This is a genomic window from Haloarcula halobia, from assembly GCF_029338255.1.
Taxonomy (GTDB): domain Archaea; phylum Halobacteriota; class Halobacteria; order Halobacteriales; family Haloarculaceae; genus Haloarcula; species Haloarcula halobia.
The window spans coordinates 768,928-785,327 of sequence record NZ_CP119787.1 but is presented as its reverse complement, the minus strand read 5'-3'; the positions used below and the strand labels follow the sequence as shown (position 1 = coordinate 785,327).

Annotated in this window: 19 protein-coding genes; 11 read left to right on the top strand and 8 right to left on the bottom strand. The window is 69.8% G+C overall.

Annotated elements, in window-relative coordinates:
* Positions 1 to 8: 8 nt before the first annotated feature.
* On the bottom strand, positions 9 to 2,081 hold the full coding sequence (locus P1K88_RS04160; protein ID WP_276412786.1) for a methyl-accepting chemotaxis protein: 2,073 nt from the start codon (positions 2,079 to 2,081) through the stop codon (positions 9 to 11).
* A 228-nt stretch (positions 2,082 to 2,309) separates the two neighbouring features.
* A complete protein-coding gene (locus P1K88_RS04155; protein ID WP_276412785.1) occupies positions 2,310 to 2,540 on the bottom strand; it encodes a hypothetical protein in 231 nt (76 codons plus the stop codon).
* Positions 2,541 to 2,820: 280 nt separating this feature from the next.
* On the opposite strand from P1K88_RS04155, the gene P1K88_RS18395 reads away from it, so the two are divergent.
* Complete coding sequence (locus P1K88_RS18395) at positions 2,821 to 3,234, top strand: response regulator (protein ID WP_379786672.1); 414 nt, start codon at positions 2,821 to 2,823, stop codon at positions 3,232 to 3,234.
* Here the strand turns inward: P1K88_RS18395 and P1K88_RS04145 are convergent.
* The 5 genes from P1K88_RS04145 to P1K88_RS04125 form a co-directional block, all read right to left on the bottom strand.
* On the bottom strand, positions 3,207 to 3,533 hold the full coding sequence (locus P1K88_RS04145; RefSeq protein WP_276412782.1) for a hypothetical protein: 327 nt from the start codon (positions 3,531 to 3,533) through the stop codon (positions 3,207 to 3,209). The genes P1K88_RS18395 and P1K88_RS04145 overlap by 28 nt on opposite strands.
* 238 nt (positions 3,534 to 3,771) lie before the next feature.
* Positions 3,772 to 4,584 (bottom strand): hypothetical protein, encoded by an 813-nt coding sequence (locus tag P1K88_RS04140; protein WP_276412780.1) that lies wholly within the window; start codon positions 4,582 to 4,584, stop codon positions 3,772 to 3,774.
* A 58-nt stretch (positions 4,585 to 4,642) separates the two neighbouring features.
* On the bottom strand, positions 4,643 to 5,413 hold the full coding sequence (locus P1K88_RS04135; protein WP_276412778.1) for a DUF7260 family protein: 771 nt from the start codon (positions 5,411 to 5,413) through the stop codon (positions 4,643 to 4,645).
* Positions 5,414 to 5,550: 137 nt separating this feature from the next.
* Complete coding sequence (locus P1K88_RS04130) at positions 5,551 to 5,970, bottom strand: universal stress protein (protein ID WP_276412777.1); 420 nt, start codon at positions 5,968 to 5,970, stop codon at positions 5,551 to 5,553.
* A gap of 85 nt (positions 5,971 to 6,055) precedes the next feature.
* Positions 6,056 to 6,409 carry a HalOD1 output domain-containing protein gene (locus tag P1K88_RS04125; protein WP_276412776.1) on the bottom strand — a complete coding sequence of 118 codons (354 nt, stop codon included), beginning with the start codon at positions 6,407 to 6,409 and terminating at the stop codon, positions 6,056 to 6,058.
* Between the two features lie 465 nt (positions 6,410 to 6,874).
* Between P1K88_RS04125 and P1K88_RS04120 the strand changes: the two genes are divergently transcribed.
* Genes P1K88_RS04120 through P1K88_RS04110 form a run of 3 tightly spaced genes read left to right on the top strand, consistent with a single transcriptional unit; the run spans position 6,875 to position 10,511 of the window.
* Positions 6,875 to 8,155 carry a four-carbon acid sugar kinase family protein gene (locus P1K88_RS04120; protein WP_276412775.1) on the top strand — a complete coding sequence of 427 codons (1,281 nt, stop codon included), beginning with the start codon at positions 6,875 to 6,877 and terminating at the stop codon, positions 8,153 to 8,155.
* Positions 8,148 to 9,152: a 4-hydroxythreonine-4-phosphate dehydrogenase PdxA gene (gene pdxA / locus P1K88_RS04115; protein WP_276412774.1), complete on the top strand. Its 1,005-nt coding sequence runs from the start codon at positions 8,148 to 8,150 to the stop codon at positions 9,150 to 9,152. Before P1K88_RS04120 ends, pdxA begins: the two co-directional genes overlap by 8 nt.
* Before the next feature lie 51 nt (positions 9,153 to 9,203).
* A complete protein-coding gene (locus tag P1K88_RS04110) occupies positions 9,204 to 10,511 on the top strand; it encodes a nickel pincer cofactor-dependent isomerase, group 22 (protein WP_379786677.1) in 1,308 nt (435 codons plus the stop codon).
* Between the two features lie 37 nt (positions 10,512 to 10,548).
* On the opposite strand, the gene P1K88_RS04105 is transcribed toward P1K88_RS04110, so the two are convergent.
* Positions 10,549 to 11,049, bottom strand: coding sequence for a VOC family protein (locus P1K88_RS04105; RefSeq protein ID WP_276412770.1), 501 nt, complete (start codon positions 11,047 to 11,049; stop codon positions 10,549 to 10,551).
* A gap of 94 nt (positions 11,050 to 11,143) precedes the next feature.
* Here P1K88_RS04105 and P1K88_RS04100 point away from each other — a divergent pair, with 94 nt between their 5' ends.
* From P1K88_RS04100 to P1K88_RS04070, 7 genes are all read left to right on the top strand, one after another.
* On the top strand, positions 11,144 to 11,569 hold the full coding sequence (locus tag P1K88_RS04100; RefSeq protein WP_276412768.1) for a secondary thiamine-phosphate synthase enzyme YjbQ: 426 nt from the start codon (positions 11,144 to 11,146) through the stop codon (positions 11,567 to 11,569).
* A 63-nt stretch (positions 11,570 to 11,632) separates the two neighbouring features.
* Complete coding sequence (locus P1K88_RS04095) at positions 11,633 to 12,322, top strand: triose-phosphate isomerase (protein WP_276412766.1); 690 nt, start codon at positions 11,633 to 11,635, stop codon at positions 12,320 to 12,322.
* A gap of 63 nt (positions 12,323 to 12,385) precedes the next feature.
* The gene (locus P1K88_RS04090; protein WP_276412764.1) at positions 12,386 to 12,592 is read left to right on the top strand and encodes a glutamine amidotransferase; all 207 of its coding nucleotides are present in this window, start codon (positions 12,386 to 12,388) and stop codon (positions 12,590 to 12,592) included.
* Entirely contained in the window at positions 12,538 to 12,837 is a 300-nt protein-coding gene (locus P1K88_RS04085; RefSeq protein ID WP_276412762.1) for a glutamine amidotransferase, read from the top strand. The genes P1K88_RS04090 and P1K88_RS04085 overlap by 55 nt, the downstream gene beginning before the upstream one ends.
* Positions 12,838 to 12,876: 39 nt before the next feature.
* Positions 12,877 to 14,328 (top strand): rhamnulokinase, encoded by a 1,452-nt coding sequence (locus P1K88_RS04080; protein WP_276412760.1) that lies wholly within the window; start codon positions 12,877 to 12,879, stop codon positions 14,326 to 14,328.
* Positions 14,329 to 14,394: 66 nt separating this feature from the next.
* The gene (locus P1K88_RS04075; protein WP_276412759.1) at positions 14,395 to 15,492 is read left to right on the top strand and encodes a mandelate racemase/muconate lactonizing enzyme family protein; all 1,098 of its coding nucleotides are present in this window, start codon (positions 14,395 to 14,397) and stop codon (positions 15,490 to 15,492) included.
* Positions 15,493 to 15,602: 110 nt separating this feature from the next.
* Positions 15,603 to 16,385: an SDR family NAD(P)-dependent oxidoreductase gene (locus P1K88_RS04070; RefSeq protein WP_276412757.1), complete on the top strand. Its 783-nt coding sequence runs from the start codon at positions 15,603 to 15,605 to the stop codon at positions 16,383 to 16,385.
* The last annotated feature ends 15 nt before the right edge of the window (positions 16,386 to 16,400 follow it).

Below are 16,400 nucleotides of genomic sequence, written 5' to 3'. Positions count from 1 at the left end.
CGGGGTAGTCAGTCGTCGGACCCGTCGGGTTGCATCCGGTGCGGGCCGGTTTCACCGTCGTCCTCGACGGTGCCCTCCCCGGTGGCCATCACCCCGTCGGTGGGATCGACGTCTGAAAGGACCGTGGTGCCCTCGTCCGCGACGTCCTGAACGGCAGGGTCGAAGACGTCGGTGTCGTCGACTTCGACAGTCCGCGCCGGGCGGTCGGCCGCCGCGCCCCCGTCGTCTGCCCCGTTCGCCGCGCCGGTGGCCGTCGCGTCCTCGCTCACGTCGAACGTCTCGAGCAGCGCGCCCAGTTCGGCCGCCCGCTCCGAGAGGCGCGTGACGTCCGTCTCGACGTCCTCGACGGCGGCCACCTGGTCGGTCGTCGCCGCGGCGACCGACGACGCCTCGGCCGCCGTGGTGTCGCTGATGTCACCGACGGACTCGACCATCGAGACGACCTCCTGTGTCGACTCGGCCTGTTCGGCCGTGGCCCGGTCTATCTCGCGCATGCCGCTGGTGGTCTCCTCGATGTCGTCGACGATGCCGTCGAAGGCGGCGAGTGCGTCCTCGACAGTCTCGGTCCCGGTCGAGACCCGCGACTGGGTCGCGTGCATCTCGTCGACGGTCCGGTCGACCTGTTCGCGCATCCGGACGATGGAGGCCTCGATGTCGTCGGTCGCCTCGACCGTCTCGTCGGCCAGTTGCTTGACCTCGTCGGCGACGACGGCGAACCCCTCGCCGCCGGCGTCGGCGCGGGCCGCCTCGATGGTGGCGTTGAGCGCCAGCATGTTCGTCTGGTCTGCGACGTCCGAGATGAGGTCCGTGACGGCCTCGATGTCGGCCATCAGCGCCTCCAGGTCCTCGACCTGCCCGACGGCGGTGGTCGTCGAGTCCTCGATCTCCGCCAGGGCCTCGGCGGCGTCGCTCGCGGCTTCCCGCCCGTTTCGACCCCGTTCGAGGGCCTCGTCGGCCCGGGTCCGGACGGCGTCGGCCGTCGCGGAGACCTCCTCGACGGTGGCAGAGAGGTCCTCGAGCTCGCCCAGGACGGACTGGAGTTGCTCGGACTGGGTCTCGGCCCCGTCGGCCATCTCCGCGGCCGAGTCGTCGACGCTGTCGCTCCGGTCACGGACGGCCGCGACGTGCTCCGCGACGGCGTCGCTGGCCGACCGGACGTCGGTGCTGAACGACCGGACCTGCCGGATCGTCGACTCCCACTCGTCCATCACCTCGTTGTACGCGGTGGCGATGCGGGCCATCGCCTCGTTCTCGGCGTCCGTGTCCATCCGCGAGGAGAGGTCGCCCTCGGCACACGCGGCCATCACCTCGCTGTACTCCGTCGCCCGGGCCTCCAGGCGGTCGTTCAGCGCTTCGGCGGCCCGGCGGGCCGTCTCGGCCTCCTCGCTGGCGACCTCGGCGCGTTCCCGGGCGGCCTCGGCGTTCTGCTTCGCTGTCTCGGCGGCGGCGATCTGGTCGCGCAACGAGTCGCGCATCTCGTCGAAGGCGCCAAAGAGGCGGCCGATCTCGTCGACCCGCGACGACTGGAGGTCGACGTCGAGGTCCCCGTCTCTCATCGCCGCCGCCCGGGACGAGAGCCGGGAGAGGGCCGATGCCGAGCGGTGGCCCACGGCGAGCGTGACGCCGCCGAGGACGACCAGCGCCGACACGAGCGTCAGCAGGATGCTCGACCCGATCTGGTTCCGGAGGCCGTAGGCGCTCGAGGCGGGCACCTGCGTGACCACGCTCCAGTCCAGCTGCGAGAGGTGAGCGTATCCCGTCACCGTCGCCGGGGACGTGGCGAACCCGCTGGCGTTGGCGCCGCCGGCCGTGACCGTCGCGGCCGTCTCGTCGGGCACCGCGTCGCCGAGCAGGGCCGTCCCGTCGGGGCCGAGGACGCTGGTCTCACCGTCGGCAAAGCCCTGGTGGAAGGCTGTCGCGCGCGACGAGAGGTTCGCCTCGACGACGAGGACGTGCTCCGTGTTCTGCGGGGCCGAGCTGACGAACGCGAGGACCGTGTCGTTGCTCACCGCGGACCGGTAGGGCGTCTCCGGGACCAGCACGGTCGAGGGAGTGTCGGTCCGTGCGTCGACGGCCGACATGTTCGACCCCCAGGGGACCCCCAGGTCCGCGAGCGTCTGGCCCCGGACGCCGCTTTCGGTGCTGGCCTCGACGGTGCCGTCGGCCGCCTGGACGTAGTGGACGGCGACGAACGCGGCGGTGACGTCCCCCGCCTCCAGGCGGAGGTAGTTCCGGATGACCGCCGGCTGGCCGTTCTGGAACTCCCGTACCGACGAGAGGGTCCGTGTCTGGCGCCGGAAGCCGTCGACCTAGCTGTCCAGGCCGTCGGCCTGCAGTTCGGCCGTCGAGACGACCCGCGACTCGACCCGCCCGTCGAGCGTCTCGGTCGCGTCGACGTAGAAGACGGCGCCGATGCCGCCGGCGACCAGCATCGCGACCACGACCGCGGCGACGAACTTCCTGACGAACTGGCGACGGACGAACGCGGGGACGAGCGTCGACAGGTCGACGCCACCCGAGCGCGGACTGCGACTTGCCATTCGTCCGGGAATCTCCGGGTATCCCTCAAAAACCCCGCACATATATAGCAGTACATACAGGGATAGTCACGAAGTACCGGGAAACGAACTCGAGCTCCGCAGTTCCGAGACCTGGAGCGGGCGCTGCTGGCGATGGCGCCGAGACGTGAGCCTGACATCCCAACGTAGTGCAGTATAGCGCTACGTGTGGCTAGTATAAACCGCTTACACCGGCGCGTGCTTCCCTCCGTCGTGATGGGGACCACCTGCTTACCATCGGGGGACTGGTGGAGGGCGTAGCATGTCGCGGCGGATACGCGTCGTCGACGACGATCCGGGCCTGAGGTCGCTATACGCCGCCTTGTTGGAGGGACAGTACGACGTCGAGACAGCGACGGATGGCGACGAGGCGCTGGCGGCCGTCGATGACGGCATCGGGGCCGTCCGTCTCGACCGGCAGATGCCGGGCCGGTCGGGCGACGAGGTGCTCGCGTGTCTGCGTCGCCCGCGAGGCCCTGGAGCGTCCCGTCGTCCGGTCGTTCCTCCAGTACTACCTCGGGGCCGCCGAGACGGACCTCGTCAGCGACGTCGGCGACGTCCCGCTGAACGCGGAGGCGGCCGCGGCCAACCGGCGGCGACTGGAGCGGGTGCTCGCCAGCCAGTGAGAACGCGCTCGCCGGGGCCCGGTCAGCACTCGCCCAGCGAACAGGTGTGACACGCGCGGAAGAACCGCGCCAGCGCGACGATCTCGTCGAGCGAGTTCACGTCGGGGTGCGACTCGACGAGAGCGGAGGTCCACTCGCCGTTGCGCTTGCGCGCCTCGATGAAGCCCTCGAGTCGGTTGCCGATGCGGTAACACTCCGTCGCGCCGAGGTCACTGGAGAGAGAGAAGCCGGTCGTCGCCTCGACGAACGGCGCGACTTCGTCGGGGTCGAGCTGCCACGCCTCGTCCGTGACGGTCAGGCCGGTGGCGGCGGCCGGGGCCCGGGCAGCGGTCGGGGAGATACGAATCATCGTAGAGAGGTATAGAGAACTAAATATACTGGAATGTATAACGCTTTCTGCCGCGGAGCGGGGACGTTCGGCCATTCACCAGGGAAGTTACTGCAGAACGTAGCGATTCGGGGGTGGTAATCCGACAGATGATCCCACACCGGTGGGGGAAAACGGGCGGGTCGGCGGTCACCAGAACGAGGGCGTCGTACACTGCACGCCCGTAGCGGTTACGCGTCAGCCGCCACAGCTCGACCGTCTACGCGCCCTCCGGCGTCGGCGTCCGGTCGCCGTCGGCCCAGGCGGGGCGGTCGACCGTCGTCTCGTTGACCGCCGAGACCCGCTGGCGGACGGTGACCAGCACGGGGTCGTCGTCGAAGGTCGCCGGGTACCGGAAGACGACGTCGACGACGAGGCCGTCGCGCCTGACGGTCAACCAGGCGGAGCCGTTGCGCCGGTCGACGAGCACCACGGGCACTGCGGGCCAGGTGAGGCGGACCGGCGTCGTCGACCGGAGGACGACGCCCTCCTCGCCCGCCCGCAGGACCCGGTAGTCGGCGGCATCGAGGAGGCGTCCGGGGAGGGCGGGGCCCAGCGAGTGGAAAGACGGGGGCTCGGGGTGGCGCCGGTTGACGATGGTCTCGCCGTCGGCGAGTCTGGTACGGCTCCAGAACACCGTCCCGTCGGTCCAGAGCGCGCTCTCGACGACGGCCGGCGAGAACAGTCCCGTGGTCGACGTCGAGAGGTGTTCGGCTGCGGCGCCGTCCGGCTGGGTGCGCCGTTCGCGCTCGATGCGGACCTGGCCGTCGGGCCCGTCGATGACGACGGTCCGGTCCAGCCGGTACGAGGAGGCGTTGCGGACCCGGCGGTCGGCCCGTCGCAGGCGGTCGGTCTCGACGGTCCGCGACTCGCCGTCGGCTGCCGCCGGCACGCCGGGCGCGAGCGGCGTCTCGACGGTGGGGACCGCGACCGGCGTGACGGTGGCGCGGTCGGGGGTGCTCTCGAACACCGCCGAACAGCCGGCGCTGGCGACCAGCACCAGCACCGTCGCGTGCACGAGCCACCGCCTCATCCGCTGGAGCTGGGGCCGGCACGGCCTAAAGCGAACCGGGAGGTGAGCGGGGCCCGCGTCATCGGAGACAGCGCTGACGGATGGCCCGGATGGAGGAGAGACAGTCCGTGATGGCGGCAAGGCCCGGACAGGTCGCCTCGCATTCCTCGTAGAGGAACTCGACGAGGCTGTCGGCGTCGATGCCCGAGAACGACCCGACCGTCCGGCCGTGGAGGCACGCCTGGCGCCGCTCGGCCAGGTCCGCACACTCGCCTTCGAGCGCCACCAGCCGTTCGTCGATGCGGCCGAGTTCGGCGCTGTCGGCCGCGTCCGTCACTGCCTCGCTGAGCGCGTGAGCCTCGCGCTCGCAGTCGTCGAGCGCGTCCCGAATCGCACGGAGGGACTCGCGTTCGCGCTCGAGCACCCGCAGGAACTCGGTCCGCTCGAGGATCGCCTGCTCGCTCCCCCGCTCGAGGGCCCCGTAGAGCACCGGCGTGAGACGGGTGCCGTCTGCGATTTGGGCCGCCACCTCGGCACCGAGTTCGGCCGCCACGTTCGCCCGGAGGGACTCGTCGTACTCTCGCTCGAAGTGCGGCGTGGCCATCACGGTCTCGCGGTACGCGCTCCGGACGGCCCGGATGCCCTCCGAGGCAGCTGGGTCGCCGCCGCCGAGCGTTATCGTCCCGCCGCCGGCCCCGACCGACGACGGCGTGGCGGACGCTGCAGGGTCGATGCTCGTCAGTCTGGCACGGAACCGACGGAAGGCCGCCCGCTCGTCGGTGGCGAGCGTTATCTCGCTGTCCAGAATCTCGAGGGCGCGCTCGATTCGTGGCTGTGTGGTCGCTGGCATGACTGGGTTCTGGGACTGCGTCGCGGTCGGCCGACCGACTCGCTCGGGAGATACGACGCCTGGAGTTAGGCACTTGCTATGACGGCTATATACTGCACCCGTCAGAACAGAGCGTTCAATAGCCCGGTACCGTAGGGTCACCTGACGACGGTGACGGGGACCGGACACCGCTGGAAGACGGTCCTGGCGACGTTGCCAACGAACAGGCGGTCGACGAACTTGCCGGCGTGGCTGCCGATGACGACCGTATCGAAGTCCTCGGCCCGGGTGACGATGGCCCGCCCCGGCCGGCCGGTCCGGACCTCGGTGTCGACGTCGGCGTCGTACTCGGCAGCGACCGCCTCGGCGTGGTCGAGGACCTCGCGGGCGTACTCCCGGGCGGTCGCCTCGACGTCGTCTGCCAGCGCGATGCTGGTCGCCCGGCCGAACATCGCGGACGGTTCGCCGACCACGTGGAGGACGGTGATGTCCGCGTCCGGGTGGGCCTCGAGTGCGTACCGGAGCGCTCGCTCGCCCATCTTCGGGTCGGCCATGGGAACGAGAACACGCGAGAGCATACCGCCCCTACGGCCGAGTGGGCGATAAGCCTGTGGCCCGACGGTGACCACGCCCGACACACCGGTCGCCCGGCGCGGGACCGGTCTAGCGCGGCGTCTCGGCGAGGGTGGCGTCGAACACGGGGGCCGGCTGCATCGGTTGCCGGCGGTCACAGATGCGTATCGTGCCGTCGGCGCGGACGAAGACCAGCCAGTTCTCGACGGTGAAACTGAGGACGGCGTCCCGGTTCTCACCTTTCGAATCGCCCGCGAAGAGCTGGTTGATGGCGTCGAGGTCGATGGAGTGCTGGAGGGGCGGGAACTCGGTCGGATCGACGTCCGACGCCTCGGTGAGACCCAGGACGATGGCCTCGAGCGGGGTCCGGTCGCTCGTCGGGTGGTAGGTGACTTCGACGACCGGAGCGCGGTTACAGAGGTGGTTCGATTCGGGGGAGCTCACGCCCGGATATTAGTTTTGATACGCATATACGTTTGGGTCGGATTCCCCGGAGGTGGAACCGAAAGTATCGGGTGGCGACTCGGCACGCGACAGTGAGACACGTTTTTGCGCTCGGCCGCTGGCGGCCCGACAGTCGTCGTGCCGGGGGACTGAGAGCAGATTCGAGCGTCGTCCGGTAGCGCTTCCGTCGACACTCTCCTGAAAAGTGTATGTATTTACACACATAGTGGAGAGGATTCGACAGTAGGTAGATTCAGATTCGGTAGAGGTACATCCGAACTGGATTCGATACTACTAGAAGAGCACGAAGAGTCGCAGGGATAGTACATATGCCGATATTGAACCTGATGTGCCGACGGCCTGCCGGCAGAGAGCCGTACTGCGCGGCGGCCGTGTCGCTGTGTTCACGGCGGCTCGCGTCGCAGACGGGGACCATTTTTATACGCGGCCACGGTGGTCTCCGACGTGAACGCGAACGTGCACCTCGTGACGATTGTCGCCGACGACCTGACCGGGACGCTGGACACGGCACAGGGGTTCGCGGTGCGGGGACACGAGACGGCCGTCGTCCCGGTCCCGGCCGACGGGCACGGCGACGCGACGCCGGCGTCGCCGGTGGTCGGGGTCAACACCGACAGCAGGTACGCCGACGCCGAGCGCGCGGCCCCGGCGGTGCGGGACGTGGTCGAGTCGGTGCCCGCCGAGACGGTCTACAAGAAGGTCGACTCGACGCTCCGGGGGAACATCGGGGCCGAAACCGACGCCGCACTCGCTGCGTCCGGTGCCCCCGCTGCGCTGGTCGCTCCGGCGTTCCCCGAGGCGGGGCGGACGACCGAGGCCGGGCGCCACTACGTCCACGGGACGCCGCTCGACGAGACGGAGTACGCCGACGACGAGAAGGGAGCATCCTCGGCCGCGGTGCCGGCGCTGTTCGAGGGGTTCGGGCGCCGCGTCGAGCACGTGCCCGCGAGCGACGTCGAGGCGGGTGCCGAGCGGGTCCGCGAGCGCCTCGACGCGGCCATCGCGGCCGCCGAGCACGCGCCGGTCGTCGTCTGTGATGCCCGCGACGAAGACGACCTGTCGACCATCGCTCGCGCGGGCGCCGAGCGTGACCCGCTCTACGTCGGCAGCGGCGGCCTGGCCAAACACGTCCACGTTCCCGACCCCGAGGCCGAGGTCAGGGCCGGACCCGAGCCCGGGGCCGGAGCGCCGCTTGGGGTCGTCGGGAGCGTCAGCGAGACGACGCTGACGCAGCTGGACGCACTGCCCGAAGCGGCAATCGTGGAACTGGACCCCTCGGCGGTCCTCACACCGGGCCCCGCCGAGGCGGCCGTCGAGCGGGCGAGCGAGCGCCTCGCCAGCGGCCGGCCCGCCGTCGTGACGGCGGCGACGGGCGAAGACGCCGTCGAGCGAACCGTCGCGGTCGGCCGTGACCGAGGGCTCTCGGACGCCGAGATACGCGAGCGCGTCGCGACCGGCCTGGCAGCGACGGGGGCGGCCGTCGTCCGGGCGGAGGCCCCAGCGGGGCTGTTCTACACCGGTGGCGACGTCGCAGTGGCGGGCCTGCGGGCGCTCGACGCCGCCGTCGTCGAACTCGCCGGCGAGGCCGTCGAGACGGGCATCCCGCTGGGCTGGGTCGCAGACGGCGACGCGGCCGGGACCCGGCTGGCGACCAAGGCTGGCGGGTTCGGCGAGCGAGAGACCATCGTTAACTGCCTGGAGGCGCTCGCGGGGAACGATGAGTGAGTCTCCCCCGATACTCGGTATCACCATGGGTGACCCCGCGGGCATCGGCCCCGAGGTCATCGCGAAGGGCTACCCGCGGCTCCGCGAGTTCAGCCGCCCGGTCGTCGTCGGCGACGCGGACGTCCTGGCCGACGCGATTGCCATCTGCGAGGCGGACCTGACCGTCGACCCGGTCGAGTCCGTCGCCGACGCGGAGTTCGCACCCGACGCGATTCCGGTGCTGGACCTCGACAACGTCACCGACCTCGTCCGGGGCGAGGTGGCCCAGGCCAACGGCGAGGCCAGCCTCGCGTACATCGAGCGCGCCATCGAACTGGCGAAAGCCGGCGACATCGACGCCATCACGACCGCGCCGATAAACAAGCAGGCGACGAAGCTCGCCGGGAGCACCTACGCGGGCCACACCGGCATGCTCGCCGACTACACGGACACCGACGACTACGCGATGATGCTCGTCGAGGACGAACTGCGCGTCACCCACGTGAGTACCCACGTCCCGCTGCGGGAGGCCTGCGACCTCGTCAGCCAGGAGCGCGTCCTGACGACGGTTCGCCTGACCGCCGACGCGCTGCGGGACCTCGGCGTCGACTCGCCGACGATCGGGGTCGCCGGCCTCAACCCCCACGCCAGCGACGGCGGCCTGCTCGGTGACGAAGACGACGCCGAGATAGCGCCCGCGGTCGAGCAGGCCCGCGAGGAGGGCATCGACGCCGTCGGGCCCGAATCACCCGACACGGTCTACGTCCGCGCGGCCCGCGGCGCGTTCGACTGCGTCGTCTCGATGTACCACGACCAGGGCCACATCCCCATCAAGATGCTCGGCTTCGCCGGCGGGGCCGCCGTCTCCGGGGTCAACGTGACCATCGGCCTCCCCATCGTCCGGACCAGCGTCGACCACGGCACCGCCTTCGACATCGCTGGCGAGGGCATCGCCTCCGAACAGAGCCTCGTCGACGCCGCGCAGGTCGCCGTCGAGATGGCCACCGACACGGCCTGAGCGAGGAACACATCTTAATACCGGCGGCCTGCATCCACAGGTATGCCAGAGATACCTCTCGGGGTACCCGACCCGGAGCACCTCGCGACGGCCAACGACGTGACCGCCGACGACCTGCCGCGGTTCGCGCCGGCCAGCGTCGAGTGGGACGTCACCGAGATCGACGACGTCCGGGCGGCCGGCCGGGACGCGGTCGGCGAGTTCGTCGACCTCGATTCGCTCCCGGCGGGCGCCAGCATCGCCGTCACCGCGGGCAGTCGGGGCATCCACGACTTCCCCGAGATGATCGCGGGCGTCGTCGAGGCACTGCAAGCGCGGGGTTTCGAACCCTTCGTCTTCCCGTCGATGGGGAGCCACGGGGGCGCGACGGCCGAGGGCCAGCGCGAGGTGCTCGCCGACCTCGGGATGACCGAGGACTCGCTTGGCTGTCCCATCCGGTCGTCGATGGACGTCGCCGTGGTCGGGACCTGCGACGGGAGTCCGGTCTACGCCGACCGCCTGGCCACGGACGCCGACGGCATCGTCGTCGCCAACCGGGTCAAGCCACACACGGACTTCAGCGACCGCATCGAGTCCGGTCTCTGTAAGATGGCCGTCATCGGGATGGGGAAACACCGGGGCGCGGAGATGATGCACAACGCCGCGCTGAAAGGCGACATGGGCGCGGAGATACGCGCACGGGCCGAGGTGCTCTTCGAGGAACTCCCGGTCGTCGGCGGCGTCGCCCTCGTGGAGAACGCCCACGATCGGGCCACCCACGTCGAGGGGATCCCGACCGACGAGATACTCGACCGCGAACCCGAGCTGCTGGAGCTGGCCTACGAGGAGCTCCCGACCTTGCCCGTCGACGAGCTGGACCTGCTGATCGTCGACGAGATGGGCAAGGAGGTCAGCGGCACCGGCATGGACACCAACGTCCTCGGACGGACGTACTTCCAGGGCGAGGTCGAACCCGACCGGCCGACCTACACCCGGGTCTACGTCCGGTCGCTCACCCCGCCCTCACACGGCAACGGCCTCGGCATCGGCCTCGCCGACGTGGTCCACCAGGACCTCGTGCGCGAGCTGGACCTGGGCGACACGTACGTCAACATCGCCACGAGCGGGGAGACCAAGCGGGCGAAGATTCCGCTCGTGGTCCCCGACGACGAGAGCGCACTCCTCCTCTCACCGTCGATAACGGGCACGCCGGACCCCGAGGCGTTGCGCGTCGCCCGCATCCCGAACACGATGGAGCCGGGCCACCTGCTCGTCTCCGAGGCGGTGGTTCCGGAACTGGAAGCACACGAGGACGTGACGGTCGGCGAACTGCGGGACCTCTCGCTCGAGGACGGGGACCTCGCGTCCGAGGACTACTGAACGGGCGATCCCGGGGCTCGGCGAGAAGCGCGCAGCCTCAGGCCTTGTTCGCGTGCATGTGCTCGTAGCCCCGGGAGTGGAGTTCGAGGATGTTCCCCCACGGGTCCGCACAGTAGCACATCTTGTACTCGGGTTCCTCGGGGAATATCTTCCAGACCTTCGAGGACAGTTGCTCGCCGCCGGCCGCGACGATCTCCTCGACCTTCGCCTCGATGTTGGGGTCCTGGACACAGAAATGGGAGAGGCCGGCCTCCGTCGGGTCCGGGTCGTTCTGCTCGACGCCCTCGAACTCGAACAGCTCGAACCCGACGTGGTCGCCGGTCGCCATGTGGGCGATCTTCATCTCGCCGAAGTCCTTGCCGATGGCGTCCTGGGCCAGCTTCCCGAAGTGGCCCTCGCCAGCCTCGACGGTGTCGGGTTCCATGACCGGCGTGAAGCCGAGCACGTCCTGGTACCACTCGAATGCCGCCTCGATGTCGCTGACGGCCAGCCCGACGTGTCCCATCACGCGCGGGTAGGCCTGTTCGGAATCAGACATATACGCACCGACCGCACCGAAGTACAAAACCGTTTTGTGAACAGTCATCTGACAGACACGAATGTTTAACTGTCGGTTCCGAGAGTCGTGGAGTATGCAGATACACAAGCACACAGTCGCCGTCGAGAGCACGGACCGGTTCGACATCCAGAACGTCACGCCGGAGGTCACCGCCGCCGTCGAGGAACTCGACGTCGAGAACGGCATCGTCTGGGCGTCGACGCCACACACCTCCGCGGCGCTGTCGACCAACGAGTTCGAGGAGAAGCTGCTCTTCGACCTGAAACAGCACTTCATCGAGATGGCCCCGCCGGACGACGGCTACTACCACGACTTAGACCACATCAACCGCGGCGAGCAACCGAACGCCCACGCACACATCATCTCGGCGATGATCAAGCGGCCGGTCCTCACCCTGCTAGAGGACGGCGAACTCGACCTCGGGACCTGGGAGGCCGTGATGCTGTTCGAGCTCTGCGGGCCCCGCGAGCGGGAGGTGGACGTCGTTGTCCTCGAGTGAGCGCGGCGACGTCGGCGCGGTCGGTGGCACGGACACAACCGGGGGAACGCTGGAGTACACACGATGACCCGCGAGCACAACCTGACCTACCCCTACTTCCAGATCAACTTCAAGATCTACCCGGGGACCGGCGGCGAGGAAGGCCTCGAGTTCGCGCGGATGATCGAACGGGTCGAGTCGGAGACGGCCGCGAACTTCGTGCTTACCCCCCAGGTGCCCGACCTCCGGATGATCGCGACCGAGACGGACCTGACCGTGACGACGCCCGTGGTCCACAGCGCGGAACCGGGCCGCGGCATCGGGAAGATACTGCCCGAGACCATCCGTGAGGCCGGCGCGCAGGGCGCGGTGATCAACCACGCCGAGAACCGCGACACGATCGCGGACGTCGAGCGGAAGATCGAACGCTGTCGCGAGGCGGACGTAGACTCCATCGTCTGTGTCGACAGCGTCGAGATGGGGCGGGCCGTCGCGGCCTTCGACCCCGACTCGCTCGTCTTCGAGAAGCCAGGCGACATCTCGACCGACCGCGCCATCACCCAGACCCACCCCGACCGCGTCCGGGCGTTCGTCGCGGCCATCGACGAGGCGAACCCCCGGACCACGGTCCTGGTCGGCGGCGGCATCTCGACGGCCGAGGACGTCCGTCTGGCCTTCGAGCAGGGCGCCGACGCCACCGGCGCGGCCTCGGCCATCTCGCTGGCCGACGACCCCGAGGCGCGACTGCGCGCCATCGCCGAGACGTTCGAGTGAGCCGTCGCGGCGGGCGGGTGACCACCGAAAGGGCTTGGCGGCCGGTGTTCGACAGTTCGTGACGTGAGTGACGGTAGCGCACTGCTCGTCGGCGAGTCCTGGCACACGGTCGAGTACCACACGAAGAGGTTCGTCACCTTCTCGAGTGCCTCCTACACCGAGGCCATCGACCACGTCCAGGCAGCCCTCGAGGCCGACGGCGTCACGACGACCGGGTGGAGCGACCCGACGGCGTCGTCGCGGAGACGGTCGACGGCGACCACCCGGTGACGGAAGCCATCGACGGGGAGTGGCCCGACTTCCTGGGCTACAACCGGTTCACCGTCGACGACGATGCCACCGAACTGGCCCGCCTGGACGAGGACCCACTGCTCGCCGTCGGACCCCACGGCGAGGGGCGGTCGGCGGCGTTCGCGAGCGACTGTGCGCCCCACTGGGGCCCGACCGAGTTCGTCGAGTGGGAGCACTACCCGACGCTGTGGGCTTCGCTCGTCGGCTGGCTGGCCGGCGAGTGACCTGAACACTTTTGGTATCGCCAGCAGAGGTGTCAGTCAATGTCACACCGTCTGGCCATCGACGTCGGGAGCAGCAGCGTCAAGATCCACGCCGGGTCGCTCACCGACGGCGAGCTCACCTTCGAACCGGTGACACGACTCGACAACGAGACGACGTGGGAGGACGGTCGCCACGTCTGGGACGTCCCGGCGCTGACCGAGGGCCTGCGCGAGGGCATCGCGGCCGCGAACGAAGCGTACGGCGACATCGCCTCGGTCGGCATCGACGCGACGGCGCTGGACTTCGGGCTGCTGGCCGACGGCGAACTGCTCCGGAACCCCTACTTCTATCGGGACCCGTCGCTGTGGTCGGAGCTGGACCGGACCACCGCCCGCTGTTCGGCGCGCCGGGCGTTCCACCTGACCGGCTACAACGGGGCGCCGGGGCCCATCCACTACCAGTACAACGAGGCGCCCGACCTGTTCGAGGACGCCGACACCATCGTCCCGCTCCCGCAGCTGCTCGGCCACGAGCTCGGCGGAACCGCCGAGACCGAGCGGTCCTACGCGATGACGCTCCAGGTGTTCGACATCCGGTCGGAGACGTGGGCCGACGAGCTCATCGAGGCGCTGGGCCTGCCCCGCGACCTGTTTGCCGACCCGGTCCCCGCCGGGACCGTCGCCGGCTCGGTCGACCCGACGGGTCCGGACGGCGTCGAACCCGACATCGTGCTCCCGCCGAGCCACGACACCGCCTCGGCGGTCGGGGCGCTACCCCTGACGGAGACGAACAACGCCTGGCTGTGCACCGGGTCGTGGTTCATCCCGGGGCTGGAACTGCCCGACCCCATCGTCACCGACGCGGTGTACGACGCCGGCGGGTCGAACGAGGTGGGCGTCGAAGGACGGGTCCGGTTCATGCGGAACCTGCCGGGATTCAGCCTGCTCGAGCACTGCCGGGACGAGTGGCGCGAGACCGGGCAGACCTACGAGTACGAACCGCTGCTCGACCGGGTGGCGGAACCCGACGCCGACGTCCCGGTAATCGACATCCGCAGCGACGAGTTCCTCGACGCCCAGTTCGACGGCGACGTCCGGTCCCGCGTCCGGGACGTCTGCGAGCGGACCGGCCAGACCCCGCCCGAAGACGAGTTCGAGACGACGAACTGCCTGCTCGTGAGTCTGGCCGCGGGGTCGGCGCTCGTGCTGGACCGCCTGCTGTCGGTCGCCGACGAGCGCGTCGACCGGATCCACCTCGGCGGTGGCGGCGTCCGGAACGAGCCGTTTTGCCAGCTGTTCGCCTCGGCCATCGGGCGCCCCGTCCACGCGGGCCCGACGGAGGCGACGGCGCTGGGGAACCTCCTCGTCCAGTTGCGGGCCGGCGACGAGGTCCCCGACATCGAGGCGGGCCGGGAGCTCGTCGCCGAGCAGTTCCCGGTGACCGAGTACGAACCGCAGAACCAGGCGACGTGGGACAGGATCCGGGACCGCGTCGAGTCGCTCGAGGCGTGAGACGAGGGCGGCCGCGTCACGGGGGAATTGATAAGGCCGCGTCGCGTCGCCCCGTGTAACAGAACAATGACGACCGTCACGGACCTGGAGACCGGTCTGTATCGCGTCCCGAACGAGGAGGCCCTCGAAGACGCCACCCAGTCGTTCGACGCGCTGGAGCTCGTCGTCGCGTCGGTGACCACCGACGACGGGCACTCGGGGCTGGGGTTCACCTACACCATCGGCGACGGCGGGGCCACGATCAGGGAGTTCCTCGAGTCGACGCTGCGCGAAGACGTCGTCGGCGCGGGGGCCGCCCCCCGGGCCGCGCGCGAGCGACTGCTCGCTGACACCACCTTCGTCGGCCGGGAGGGCATCTCGGAGCTCGCCATCGCCGCCGTCGACGTCGCGCTCTGGGACCGCCTCGGGCGGGCGCTGGACGCGCCGCTGTACGAACTGCTGGGCGGCGAGCGCCGGTCGGTGCCGGCCTACCAGACCGACGGAGGGTGGCTCCAGTACGACACCGAGGCGCTCGTCGAGAACGCGGCCACGGCTGCCTCGCGGGGGTTCGCCGGAATGAAGATGAAGGTCGGCCGCGGCCACGCCGAGGACGCGGCGCGCATCGCGGCCGTCCGCGAGGCGCTCCCGCCGGAGATGGACCTCATGATCGACGGGAACTGTTCGTACTCCGTCCCCGAGGCCCGGCGGCTGGCCGACCGAATCGACGTCCCCGTCGACTGGTTCGAGGAGCCGCTGCCGAAGGGCGACTACACCGGTCACGCCGACCTGCGGGACCGCATCGACGTCCCGGTGGCGCTGGGGGAGAACCTCTACTCCGAGCGCCAGTTCACGCAGGTGCTCGCGACGGGGGCGGCCGACGTCCTTCAGCCGGACGTCTGTCGGGTCGGCGGCGTCTCGCCCTGGATGACCGTCGCCGAGATGGCCGACGCGTGGGGCCTGCCCGTCTCCCCACACTACGTCGAGCCGCTCCACGTCCACCTGGCCGCGGCCGTCCCGAACGTCCCCTACGTCGAACACCACTCGACGGTCCTCGACGGCGTGATGACCGAGCCGCCGGAACTCGCAGACGGGGGCCTCCGACCGCCGTCTGCCCCCGGGCACGGCATCGAGTTCGACGGCCTCGAGGCGTACCGCGTCGCCGGCGGCATCGACGTCATCGACTGAGCAGGGCCGGCGGACGACCACCGGCCGTCGACGAGAGCGCTCACACGGGTCCACCGTGGGACGGCTCGCGTGAGAACAAAATATAAGAGCCGTCCGTCGCACTCCCCGGTATGGGACAGCTGAACCCCGACTTTACTGACGAGACAGTCATCGTGACCGGCGGCGCCTCCGGCATCGGCCGGGAGATCGCCCAGCAGTTCGGCGACGCTGGCGCGACGGTGATCGTCGCCGACTTAGACGAGGAACCGAAGATCGGCGACACGCCGACCCACGAGCTCATCGAGGACGAGGGCGGCGAGGCGGCGTTCGTCCGGACGGACGTCAGCGAGCGCGACGACATCGTGACGCTGGTCGAGGCGGCCCGCGAGTACGGCGGCGTCGACGTCATGATAAACAACGCGGGCCTGTTCATCGAGGGCTCCATCCTCGAACTGGACCCCGAGGACTTCGAGGCCATCCACAACGTCAACGCGAAGGGCGTCTACTTCGGGACGCAGGTCGCCGCCAACGACATGCTCGACCGCGGCGAACCGGGGACCATCATCAACACCGCCTCGATGAGCTCCCACTACGCGCAGTACGACCAGGTGCAGTACGACTCGACGAAGGGCGCCGTCCGGATGATAACCCGCGGGTCCGCACTGGAACTCGCCGAGCACGACATCCGCGTCAACGCCGTCGCGCCCGGGCAGATCGCGACCGAGTTCGCCGAGGGCTGGTCGGAGGAGGCGGCCGAGAAGGCAGAGAACGACGAACTCGTCAAGATGATCCCGCTGGGACGTGCGGGCACGCCCGAAGACGTCGCGCCCGCCTACCTCTACCTGGCGAGCGACGCCGCATCGTACGTCACCGGCGAGCTCCTGTGGGTCGACGGCGGCTGGCAGGTCTTCTGAGCACCGCGGGGTCTC

Coding starts and splice junctions, on each gene's coding strand:
- P1K88_RS04155 (WP_276412785.1), bottom strand. CDS start 2,540: ATGGCAAGTCGCAGTCCGCGCTCGGGTGGCGTCGACCTGTCGACGCTC.
- P1K88_RS04145 (WP_276412782.1), bottom strand. CDS start 3,533: ATGATTCGTATCTCCCCGACCGCTGCCCGGGCCCCGGCCGCCGCCACC.
- P1K88_RS04075 (WP_276412759.1), top strand. CDS start 14,395: ATGACGACCGTCACGGACCTGGAGACCGGTCTGTATCGCGTCCCGAAC.
- P1K88_RS04100 (WP_276412768.1), top strand. CDS start 11,144: ATGCAGATACACAAGCACACAGTCGCCGTCGAGAGCACGGACCGGTTC.
- P1K88_RS04130 (WP_276412777.1), bottom strand. CDS start 5,970: ATGCTCTCGCGTGTTCTCGTTCCCATGGCCGACCCGAAGATGGGCGAG.
- pdxA (WP_276412774.1), top strand. CDS start 8,148: ATGAGTGAGTCTCCCCCGATACTCGGTATCACCATGGGTGACCCCGCG.
- P1K88_RS04160 (WP_276412786.1), bottom strand. CDS start 2,081: ATGTCGGCCGTCGACGCACGGACCGACACTCCCTCGACCGTGCTGGTC.
- P1K88_RS04080 (WP_276412760.1), top strand. CDS start 12,877: ATGTCACACCGTCTGGCCATCGACGTCGGGAGCAGCAGCGTCAAGATC.
- P1K88_RS04095 (WP_276412766.1), top strand. CDS start 11,633: ATGACCCGCGAGCACAACCTGACCTACCCCTACTTCCAGATCAACTTC.
- P1K88_RS04105 (WP_276412770.1), bottom strand. CDS start 11,049: ATGTCTGATTCCGAACAGGCCTACCCGCGCGTGATGGGACACGTCGGG.
- P1K88_RS04140 (WP_276412780.1), bottom strand. CDS start 4,584: ATGAGGCGGTGGCTCGTGCACGCGACGGTGCTGGTGCTGGTCGCCAGC.
- P1K88_RS04070 (WP_276412757.1), top strand. CDS start 15,603: ATGGGACAGCTGAACCCCGACTTTACTGACGAGACAGTCATCGTGACC.
- P1K88_RS18395 (WP_379786672.1), top strand. CDS start 2,821: ATGTCGCGGCGGATACGCGTCGTCGACGACGATCCGGGCCTGAGGTCG.
- P1K88_RS04135 (WP_276412778.1), bottom strand. CDS start 5,413: ATGCCAGCGACCACACAGCCACGAATCGAGCGCGCCCTCGAGATTCTG.